Genomic DNA, 11,278 nt, shown 5'->3' with positions numbered 1-11,278 from the left:
AAATCTGAGTGATATAAAAAATCTTGGCCATAAAGGCCTTGATATATAAGGGTTAAGAAATATGATTAACCCTAATATACTAAAAGTATTGAGGTGATAAAAATGTAAAATAAAATTCTACTAGATTTACACTTAATGAAAGTTGCATGATGTTTTAAATTATTCAATTTATAAGGGGGATGAATAATTATATGACAAATTTAGAGTTGGCACAAAAAATAGTTGAGCTAATAGGTGGAAAAGATAATATATTGAAAGTTGCAAACTGTATGACAAGGTTAAGAGTAACATTAAAGGATGAATCAAAAGTAAATTCAGAAGAATTAAAAAAGACAGTTGGAATATTAGGTATTGTACAAGATGGTAGTTATATACAAATTGTTTTAGGTCCTGGTAAGGCAAAAAAGGTAGCAGATATATGTATAGAGGAATTGAAGTTACCTAAGGATACTTTAGTAGCTGGTGATTGGAAAGAAAATAAGGCTACAATAAAAGGTACACAAAAGGAAAATAAATTTAAAAAGGCTATTAATGTAATAGCTAATATATTTATACCTTTAATCCCTGCAATTATAGCAGCAGGTATTTTCAATGGGTTAGCAAGTTTAATAACAACACTTCAAGGTCAAGGTACATTACCAGCTGAAGGTTTTTGGCAAGTAACACAATTAATGTTTTCATTAATAGGGGGAGCATTCTTAGGATATTTTGCAATTTATACAGGTATTAATTCAGCAAAGCAGTTTGGTGCAACTGAAGCTTTAGGAGGTATGATTGGTGCTATTTCTATAGGATCAAATATAGTAGCAATTTCTCAAACATTTGGACTATATGATGAGGCAGTTCCCCTAAATTCTATCTTAACTACAGGTAAAGGTGGTATTATTGGAGTTATAATGGGGGTATATATATTAGCTAAGATAGAAAAAGCAATTCGTAAAAGAATGCCAGATGTTTTAGAGTTAATTTTAACTCCATTATTATCTTTACTTATTACTGCAATATTATTTGTATTTATTATAATGCCACTAGCAGGATTTATATCAGATGGATTGGTAGCATTGTTAAGTATTATCATTAATTCTTCTAATCCAGTTGTTAGTGTAATTAGTGGTTATATATTAGCTGCATTATTTTTACCAATGGTACTTTTAGGTTTACATCATGGATTAATTCCAATATATGCAGTTCAATTAGAAGCTATGGGTGGTGTTTCATTGTTCCCAGTACTTGCAATGGCTGGCGCTGGACAAGTTGGTGCAGCTATTGCAATATACCTAATTGCTAGAAGAGTTAAGAATGAAAGATTAAAACAAGTAATAGTAGGTGCACTTCCTGCTGGATTTTTGGGTGTAGGGGAGCCTTTAATTTATGGAGTTACTCTTCCTATGTTTAAACCATTTATTACAGCTGGTCTTGGAGCTGGGTTTGGTGGAGCATATGTTATGTTAACACATGTTTTAGCAAATGCTTGGGGTCCATCAGGTTTAGTAGCTATTGCAATTATGCAACCAAATTCAATGCTTAATTATTTTATAGGCTTATGTATTTCTTATATAGCAGGATTTATTATAACTTACTTCACCATCAAAGATTCAGATGTTGCAAGTATATAATTTGATAAAATAATAAATATTAAAAGTAAATATTAATAAATTTTAATTAAAAACTTTAAAGAGATAGTATTTTAATAAATAATATGCTGTCTCTTTTAATTTATCAAACGTAAGTTTGTATAGACATTTGACAATAGGATTTTAGTGTTGATAAAATAATACTATATTTAAAGAAAATTATAGTTTGTGTTAATATTATATAGTATTAATTTATAAATAATTATTAACTAAGTAACTTTAATTAATAAATTATAAATTTTAATAAGTAAAAAATTTAGAAAGAAATTAGTGTGTAAAATGATAAGCAACATGGAAATATTTGAGGTATTAGAGCATCCCATATGGATAAAAAATAGTAAAAATAAAGTATTATTTATAAACTCATCCTTTAAAAATACATTTAATTTAAATGAGAATTTTAACTATGATATTTTGATAAAACATTTAAATGATAAAGATGAGTATGCTGAGCTTCTTAAGACTATTGTTAATGAAAAATCAAGTAATAGCAATAGCTTTACATATAAAAACAAAAGTTATAAATATAAGATAAGTACATATTTTGATAACAATGAAAAAATATTAATAGGAAGTATAATAGAAGATATTGAAGTATTAAATACAAATGAAAAACTTATGTTAAGAACTGTTATTGATAATATTCCATCATTAGTCTTTTATAAGGATAAGGATTTAAAATATATTGGGATAAATAAAGCTTGTGAAAAATTTTATAACGAAAAAGGTGTTTATGACATTATAGGAAAAAATGATTTAGAATTTCCATTAGAAGAAGAGTTTAAAGAGATTTGTTATAAGCATGATAATATAGTTTTAAATACAAAAGAGCCACTTTATATAGAAGAAAAAGTATTCTCTCCTAAAGAAAATATGGTTAAAACGTTTCAAACTATAAAAACACCTGTAATAAATAATAGCAATGAAATTATAGGATTAGTTGGTCTTGTTAGAGATGTGACTGAATATAAATTAAATGAAGAAAAATTAACATATTTAAGTTATGTTGATTCACTTACTACATTATATAATAGATCTTATTTTGATAAAAAAATCGAAGAACATATTAAAGAAGAACTATTTCCAATTGGGATTATTTCTGGAGATGTCAATGGATTAAAATTAGTGAATGATACTTTTGGTCATAACGAAGGTGATAAATTATTAAAAAGAGTTGCTGAATGCTTAAAAGAATGTTGTAGTGATTTAGAAACTCCATTTAGATTTGGTGGAGATGAATTTTGTATTATAGTTCCTAGTGCCTCAAGTGAAAAGTGTACTAATATTATCAATAGTATAAATGAAAAATGCTCTAATTATGAATATAGTAATATAGAGACAAGCATATCTTTGGGGTTTGCTTTATTAGAAAGAGAAGGATGTATTGATTCTGTTTTATGTGAGGCAGATGATAAAGCATATAAGCAAAAAATTTTTGATAGCAAGACAATAAGAGTATCTACTTTAGAAAGACTAAAAGAAGATCTTAATAAGAAAAAGATTGAAACAGAAGAACATACTGAAAGAGTAATGAAGCTTTCTGAAAAGGTTGGAAAAGAAATGAATCTTACAGCGGATTTAATTGATCAATTAAGTCTTCTTGGAAGGCTTCATGATATAGGGAAAATTGCTATACCAGATTATATTTTATTGAAATCACAGCCTTTAACAGAAAGTGAGTTTGAAATAGTTAAAACACATTCTGAAAAGGGATATAGATTAGCACAATTATTACCTGAATTTAGTCATATAGCTAGAGGAATATTAACTCATCATGAAAGATGGGATGGAACAGGATATCCTTTAGGATTAAAAGGTGAAGAAATTCCATTAATAGCTAGAATAGTCTCTGTAGTTGATTCTTATGATTCAATAATAAATGATAAGGTTTATAGTAAGGGAAGAAATAAACAAGAAGCAATAGAAGAATTAAGACGTTGTTCTGGTAAACAATTTGATCCAAATATAGTCGAAGTTTTTTGTAAAGTAATAAGCAAGAATTAGTAGTTTATATCCCTGAAATGAATTGAAATATTGATTCATTTCAGGGATATTTATATTAAATAATAAAATTTACTAATAAGTATAACAAAAAATGATGAATTTTCATAATATATTTAAGGGGGATTATTATTATGTTAATGAATCAAGGAAAAGTAGACTCTTATAATAATTTGAGTAAAAGAGTATTGATTAATTTGAATATTAATAATAGAAGTAGATGGTATAATTTTAAGAATAAAATTAGTAAAACAAATGATAAGAGAAGGTTATTTGAACTGAATAAATCAAATTTAAGCAGTACTTCATTAAATTCAAGAGTAATTTCAAGAAAGGAAGTTGAAGTTGCTAAAATTTATTTAGGAACTTCTTTTAAAATAAAATTAGTTCAATTGCTACTTAACTCTTTTGAATGGAATTTAGAAATTGATGGAGTTTGTGGTCCTTTGACTACAAAGGCAATTGGTGAATTTCAAAGTAATTATGGATTAAATAAAGATTATATGTTTGGATGCAAGTGTTTTAATAAAAGCTATGATTTAATTAAGAATGTCATATGTAAATATGGGAAATATACACCTAATGAAACGAAAGTAATACAACATATTTTAGAAATTAGAATTGATGGGATTTTTGGTTCAAATACAAGAGCTTTAGTTATAAGCTTTCAAAAATCAAAAGGGCTTAGAGCTGATGGAATAGTTGGGAGTGATACATGGGCTAAATTACTAGAAAAATTTAATTTAAAAGAAGTAATATAAATGAATTTTTAGATTGCAAATTAATACTATAAACTATTTTAGATATTATTTGTGTAATACTATTGTAGCTAATAGAAATTAAATAATATAAAAATAAATTATTTTAATATATTGACAAGTGGTAATGATTGTAATAATATGTAATTACAATTTAATAAATCTTCAGGGCAGGGTGAAATTCCCTACCGGCGGTAAAGCCCGCGAGCTAGTTTAGCATGATTCGGTGAAATTCCGAGGCCGACAGTAAAGTCTGGATGGAAGAAGATAAAAGTAATGTAGTAATCTAAAATGCTATATTTATTTTGCATATTATGCTCTGAAATATTTTATATTTCAGAGCTTTTTTTAGATTTCTATGACATGTATATATTATTTTTTAAAACGGATTATATAGTTTAATAATTTTATATTATAATCAAAGTTTAATAAATGAATAATTTTATGTGTACTTAAAATAGCAAGCCCTGAGATAAAACTTAGGGCTTGCTATTTTTTATAATCTAAAGATTTATTAAATTCAAATTATTATGATTGTGAGATGATGATTTTGAATGAAAGGTTTATGAAAATAGCTATTGAGTTAGCAAAAAAAGGTATAGGAAATGTAAATCCTAATCCGTTGGTTGGTGCAATAATTGTTAAAGACGATAAAATTATTGGACAAGGTTATCATGAGAAATATGGACAAGGACATGCAGAAGTTAATGCATTTAAAAGTTTAACTGAAGATGCAACAGGAGCTACTATGTATGTTACTTTAGAACCATGCTCTCATTATGGAAAAACACCACCTTGTGTAGATAGAATTATTGAAAATAAAATAAGTAAAGTTATTATTGGTATGGTTGATCCTAATCCATTAGTAGCGGGAAATGGAATAGAAAAACTTAAAAAAGCAGGTATAGAAGTTGAAGTTGGTATTTTAGAAGAAGAATGTAGAAAGATTAATGAAGTATTTATTAAATATATAACTACTAAAAAGCCATTTGTAGTTATGAAAACAGCAATGTCACTAGATGGAAAAATAGCAACAAAAACTGGTGAATCTAAATGGATAACTAGTGAAAAGTCAAGGTTACAAGTTCATATTTTAAGAAATAAGTTTTCAGGAATTATGGTCGGTGTAAATACAATAATAAAGGATAATCCAGAATTAACATGTAGAATGGCTGAAGGTAGTAATCCTATAAGAATAATAGTAGATAGTACATTAAGAATTCCTCTGAAATCAAAAGTGTTAGAAAATCATGATAATAAGACAATAATAGCTACTACCAAAAAAGCCAATACAACAAAGGTTCAAAAATTATTGAAAAATAATATTGAAGTTTTAATTATAAATGAAAAAAATGGACGAGTTGATTTAAATGATCTTATGAGAAAGCTTGGAGAGCTTAATATAGATAGCATCTTATTAGAAGGTGGAGCAACATTAAATTACTCTGCATTAGAAGAGGGGGTAGTTGATAAAGTAATGGTATATATGGCTCCTAAAATGATAGGAGGAGAAACAGCTAAAACTTCAGTTGGTGGTAGAGGAATAGATAAATTAAATAATGCTTTTAAACTAAAAAATATAACTACAATGAATGTAGGTGAGGATATTTTAGTAGAAGGATATATAAGTTAGGTGATAGTTATATGTTTACGGGGATAATTGAAGAAGTTGGAATAATTAAAGAAGTTAAAAGAGGAGTTAAATCTTCAAAGTTAATTATTAAGGCAAATAAAGTATTAGAAAAAACAAGAGTAGGGGATAGTATTTGCACTAATGGTGTATGCTTGACAGTAACTAATGTAAAAGGTAATAGTTTTGAAGCTGATGTTATGGCTGAAACATTAAGAAGAAGTAACTTAGGACTTTTAGACATAGGTAATAAGGTAAATTTGGAAAGAGCATTAAATTTGGAAAGCAGGCTTGGTGGGCATATTGTAAGTGGACATATAGATGGAATAGGTCAGATTATTTCATTAGAAAAAGAGGATAATGCTATTTGGGTTACGGTAAAAGCAGCAAGTGAAATATTAAGATATGTTGTTTTAAAAGGTTCAATAACTATAGATGGAATAAGCTTAACAGTTGCTTATGTAGATGAAATTATATTTAAAGTTTCTATAATTCCACATACAGCACAAGAAACAACTTTAGTAAACAAATCTATTGGTGAAACTGTTAATTTAGAATGCGATGTTATTTCAAAATATGTTGAAAAGTTTATGGGACTTGGATCAAAAGAAGAATATAATCCAAATACATCAATAAGTGAAGAATTTTTAAGAGAAAATGGATTTTTTTAAGGGGAAAGGAAGTATGTAAAATGTATAAATTTAATACTATTGAGGAAGCAATTAGTGATATAAAAGATGGAAAGATAATTATTGTTGTAGACAACCCAGATAGGGAAAATGAAGGGGATCTGCTAATGGCAGCAGAAAAGGTTACAGGTGAAGCCATAAATTTTATGGCTAAGTATGGGCGTGGACTTATTTGCATGCCAGTTGAAGAAGAAAGATTAAATGAACTTAAAATAGGCCCAATGGTTGAAAATAATACAGATAATCATGAAACAGCATTTACAGTTGCTATTGACCATGCTAGTACAACTACTGGAATTTCTGCATTTGAAAGAGCAATTACGATTCAAAAGGTACTAGATGATAATACTAAACCAGAGGATTTTAGAAGACCAGGGCATGTATTTCCTTTAGTAGCTAAAAAAAATGGAGTTTTAGAAAGAAATGGGCATACAGAAGCAGCAGTTGATTTGCCTAAACTTGCGGGGTTAAAAGGTGCAGGAGTTATATGTGAAATTATGAAGGATGATGGTACAATGGCACGAACTCCAGATTTAGTGGAATTTGCTAAAGTTCATAATTTGAAAATAATAACTATTAAAGAGTTAATAAAGTATAGGAAAGAAAAAGAAAATAAGGAAGCTAAAGTGGAAAGAGTTGTTGAAATTAAAATGCCAACTAGATATGGTGATTTTAAAATGTATGGATTTATAAATAAGTTAAATGGAGAGCATCATGTAGCTTTAGTTAAAGGAGATATAACTTCTAATAATTCAGTTTTAATAAGAGTACATTCTGAATGTCTAACTGGAGATGCCTTAGGCTCTAAAAGATGTGATTGTGGAGAACAATATGATGCAGCTATGAAGAGAATTGCTGAAGAAGGCACTGGAATTTTACTATATATGAGACAAGAAGGAAGAGGAATTGGACTTATTAATAAGTTAAGGGCTTATGCACTTCAAGATAAAGGCTATGACACTGTTGAAGCTAATGAAATTTTAGGGTTTCCATCAGATATGAGAAGTTATGATGTTGCAGCTGCAATTTTAAAGGATTTAGGAGCCTTTAAGGTAAATTTAATGACTAATAATCCTAGAAAAATAGATGGATTAGAAAGTCATGGAATAGAAATTGTAAGTAGGGTTCCAATTGCAATGAATCACAATGAAAAAAATGAATTTTATCTTCGAACTAAAAAAGAAAAAATGGGACATATGATTTAAATTTAAATAATAAGAGAAAAAAGTATATGTTTAGTAAAGAGATAAGAGGATAAAGTATTTAGGTTAATAGATGGTAGATATATTTTGACTTAATTGGTTAGAATAAGATTTTATTAAAAAGATGTTAGATAAATTGTAAGTTGGAAATTTATATTAAATAAAATTTTAGGAGGAAAAAGAAATGAGAATAATAGAAGGAAATTTAGTAGCACAAGGACTAAGGGTTGGAATAGTAGTAGGTAGATTTAATGAATTTATAGTATCAAAATTATTAGGTGGAGCTTTAGATGGGTTAAAGAGACATGGGGTAGATGAAGATAATATAGAAGTAACATGGGTTCCAGGAGCATTTGAAATTCCACTAGTAGCAAAGAAAATGGCTCAAAATGATAAGTATGATGCAGTAATTTGTTTAGGAGCAGTTATTAAAGGATCAACACCCCACTTTGATTATGTTTGTGCAGAAACTTCAAAAGGTATTGCAACAGTATCACTTCAAACTGAAAAGCCAGTAATATTCGGAGTATTAACTACAGATAGTATAGAACAAGCTATAGAAAGAGCAGGTACTAAAGGTGGTAACAAAGGATATGATGCCGCAGTTACTGCAATTGAAATGGCTAATCTTTTAAATAATTTCTAATATTATGAAGTATATTATTTTTGATTATGATGGTACTTTGCATAATAGCATAAGGATTTATGAACCGGCATTTAAAAGAGCATATGATTATTTAGTAAACAATGGTTATGCTGAAGAAAAGGTATTTAAAGAGGATGAAGTTAGTAGGTTCCTTGGGCTTACTGCAAGACAAATGTGGAATGATTTTATGCCAAGTTTACCAGAGGATGAAAAGAAAAAATGTAGTTCAATCATAGGGGAAGCTATGATTCAATATATTGATGAAGGGCAAGCAGAATTATATGATGGTACTATAGAAACACTTGTTAAGTTAAATGAATTAGGTTATAAATTAATATTTCTTAGCAATTGTAAGGTTAGTTATATGAAAAAACACATAGAAATTTTTAGATTAGATAAGTATTTTATAGATTTTTATTGTAGCGAGGATTTTGACTTTAACCCTAAACATGAAATTTTTAAGGTTATTAAAGAAAAGCATCAAGGGGATTTTATTATTGTTGGTGATAGGTTTGTTGATATTGAAATAGCTAAAAAGTATAATTTATATTCTATTGGATGTGCTTATGGATATGGAAATGATAAAGAACTTAAAGAAGCTGATTATATTATAGATAGTATTAATGAAATTCTTAATATAAGGGAGATATAGCTTGAATAGCTATATCTCTTTTTCAATATATAATAATATAGTTAGAGAAATATTACATGATAAAAATATAAATCTATATTAATTTATATAATTTATAAATATAATTATATTTAGTATTAAGAATTAAAATATGAGAATTTAAAAATGAATTATGAGGGGTTGGAAATGATGAATAGTATTGTTATTTATGGTAGCCATTATGGAACAACACAACAATATGCAGAAGAGTTAGCTAAAAGAATAAATTTAAAATGTTTAAATTTTAAAGAGGTTACAGAGATAAACGATTATGATGAGATTATTTATCTTGGTGGTTTATATGCTGGTGGTATATTAGGCATGGAGAAAACTTTTAAGAAAATTAGTAATCCTAATAATAAAAAAATAATAATTATAACAGTTGGGTTGGCAGATCCAAAAGATGATGAAAATATTAAGTCTATAAAAAGTAATATTTCTAAACAGCTTTCACCTGAAATCTTTGAAAAAGCTAAAATATTTAACTTAAGAGGAGGAATAGATTATTCAAAATTAAACTTTCTGCATAAGTCTATGATGAAGTTATTATATACTAAAATAAAAAAGATACCTGAAGATGAAAGAACTGCAGATGTTAAAGGTTTAATAGAAACATATAATAAAAGTGTTAGTTTTGTAGATTTAAATACATTAACAGATATAATAGATTATTTGAAACATTAATAAAATAAATTTTTAAAATAAAGCTAAGAGTGACTTAGCTTTATTTTCTTATAAATAGTTTTAGAATCAAAATATTTGATAATTGCACATTGACATCTAAAAATACATTATATATACTAATAATATAACATGTAGTTATAAAAACTATATAAATTAGATGGAATAACTAGGAGGATTAATATATGAAATTAAATTCATTGATTATAGGAGATTTAGAAGCAAAGGTTCCAATAATTCAAGGGGGAATGGGAGTAGGTGTAAGCTTGTCTTCGCTTGCAGGAGCAGTAGCAAAAGAAGGAGCAATAGGAGTAATATCAGCAGCACAACCTGGATTTTTAGAAGAGGATTTTGGAAAAGATTCATTAACAGCTAATATTAGGGCATTAGGTAAACATATTAAAAAAGCAAAAGAAATATCAAATGGTGGAATAATTGGTGTTAACATTATGTGCGCCACTAGAAATTATGAAGAGTATGTAAAATGCGCAATTGATAATGGTGCTGATTTAATTATATCAGGTGCAGGATTACCTACTGATTTACCAAAGTTTACAGAAGGGTCAAATATAAAATTAGCACCTATAGTATCTCCACCAAAGTCTGCAAGTGTTATTTTAAAAATGTGGGATAGACGTTATGGTAGAACTGCAGATATGGTAATTATTGAAGGTCCAAAGGCAGGTGGACATTTAGGATTTTCAAGCGAAAGTTTAAAAGAATATGAATCAAAAGGTTATGACAAAGAAGTGCTTGAAATTATTGAAATAGTAAAGGTATATGAAGAAAAATATAATAAGAAAATACCGGTAATATTTGCAGGTGGCGTTTATGATAGAGATGATATTAATCATTATATGAATTTAGGATGCGCAGGAGTTCAAATGGCAACAAGATTTGTAGCAACTGAAGAATGTGATGCTCATATTAATTTTAAGATGGCATATATAAATGCTAAAAAGGAAGATGTAATGATTGTAAAAAGTCCAGTTGGTATGCCAGGGCGAGCTATAAGTAATAAATTCATGGAAGAAAGAAAGTTAACAAATGAAAAAATAAGTAAATGTTATAAATGCTTAAAGAAATGTGATATGGCAACTATACCTTATTGCATAACAGGTGCTTTAGTGCGTGCAGTAAAAGGTGATGTTGATAATTCACTTGTATTTTGTGGTGAAAATGCATATAGGTTAGACAAAATTACAACTGTTAAGAAATTAATAGAAGAATTAAATAGTTAGAAAAGATAGGGTATATTTCAAGTAATTTATAATAAAAACAATACCATAAGTAGTATTATGCTATATGGTATTGTTTTTTTATACTAAAGTTTTATATTTATTAAAATATATTATCTATAATCTTTT

Annotated in this window: 10 protein-coding genes and 1 riboswitch; all 10 genes read left to right on the top strand. The window is 27.6% G+C overall.

The genetic code is table 11. The annotated features are described in order from the left end of the window. The first annotated feature begins 191 nt into the window (after nucleotides 1-191). The 10 genes from HCG70_RS07805 (at nucleotide 192) to HCG70_RS07760 (ending at nucleotide 11,152) form a co-directional block, all read left to right on the top strand. A complete protein-coding gene (locus HCG70_RS07805) occupies nucleotides 192-1,616 on the top strand; it encodes a PTS transporter subunit EIIC (RefSeq protein ID WP_055275904.1) in 1,425 nt (474 codons plus the stop codon). A 297-nt stretch (nucleotides 1,617-1,913) separates the two neighbouring features. Next, entirely contained in the window at nucleotides 1,914-3,638 is a 1,725-nt protein-coding gene (locus tag HCG70_RS07800) for an HD domain-containing phosphohydrolase (protein WP_154820676.1), read from the top strand. Nucleotides 3,639-3,769: 131 nt separating this feature from the next. After that, a complete protein-coding gene (locus tag HCG70_RS07795; RefSeq protein ID WP_154820677.1) occupies nucleotides 3,770-4,396 on the top strand; it encodes a peptidoglycan-binding protein in 627 nt (208 codons plus the stop codon). A gap of 154 nt (nucleotides 4,397-4,550) precedes the next feature. Next, nucleotides 4,551-4,666, top strand: a riboswitch (FMN riboswitch). Between the two features lie 277 nt (nucleotides 4,667-4,943). Beyond that, entirely contained in the window at nucleotides 4,944-6,026 is a 1,083-nt protein-coding gene (gene ribD, locus HCG70_RS07790; RefSeq protein WP_221697665.1) for a bifunctional diaminohydroxyphosphoribosylaminopyrimidine deaminase/5-amino-6-(5-phosphoribosylamino)uracil reductase RibD, read from the top strand. Between the two features lie 11 nt (nucleotides 6,027-6,037). Further along, the gene (locus HCG70_RS07785; RefSeq protein WP_042398302.1) at nucleotides 6,038-6,694 is read left to right on the top strand and encodes a riboflavin synthase; all 657 of its coding nucleotides are present in this window, start codon (nucleotides 6,038-6,040) and stop codon (nucleotides 6,692-6,694) included. Between the two features lie 20 nt (nucleotides 6,695-6,714). Beyond that, complete coding sequence (locus HCG70_RS07780) at nucleotides 6,715-7,917, top strand: bifunctional 3,4-dihydroxy-2-butanone-4-phosphate synthase/GTP cyclohydrolase II (protein WP_221697664.1); 1,203 nt, start codon at nucleotides 6,715-6,717, stop codon at nucleotides 7,915-7,917. A gap of 181 nt (nucleotides 7,918-8,098) precedes the next feature. After that, nucleotides 8,099-8,560, top strand: coding sequence for a 6,7-dimethyl-8-ribityllumazine synthase (gene ribE, locus HCG70_RS07775; RefSeq protein WP_042398308.1), 462 nt, complete (start codon nucleotides 8,099-8,101; stop codon nucleotides 8,558-8,560). A gap of 4 nt (nucleotides 8,561-8,564) precedes the next feature. Next, the gene (locus HCG70_RS07770; protein ID WP_052330664.1) at nucleotides 8,565-9,212 is read left to right on the top strand and encodes an HAD family hydrolase; all 648 of its coding nucleotides are present in this window, start codon (nucleotides 8,565-8,567) and stop codon (nucleotides 9,210-9,212) included. A 165-nt stretch (nucleotides 9,213-9,377) separates the two neighbouring features. Continuing rightward, a complete protein-coding gene (locus HCG70_RS07765; protein ID WP_198133987.1) occupies nucleotides 9,378-9,914 on the top strand; it encodes a flavodoxin domain-containing protein in 537 nt (178 codons plus the stop codon). Between the two features lie 182 nt (nucleotides 9,915-10,096). Further along, on the top strand, nucleotides 10,097-11,152 hold the full coding sequence (locus HCG70_RS07760) for a nitronate monooxygenase family protein (protein WP_042398317.1): 1,056 nt from the start codon (nucleotides 10,097-10,099) through the stop codon (nucleotides 11,150-11,152). Nucleotides 11,153-11,278: the final 126 nt, after the last annotated feature.

Source organism: Clostridium sp. K04 (assembly GCF_019734375.1).
In the GTDB taxonomy this organism is placed as follows: Bacteria; Bacillota; Clostridia; order Clostridiales; family Clostridiaceae; genus Clostridium; species Clostridium saudiense.
Note: the sequence above shows the minus strand (reverse complement) of the source record. Positions and strands in the feature narration are given on the sequence as shown.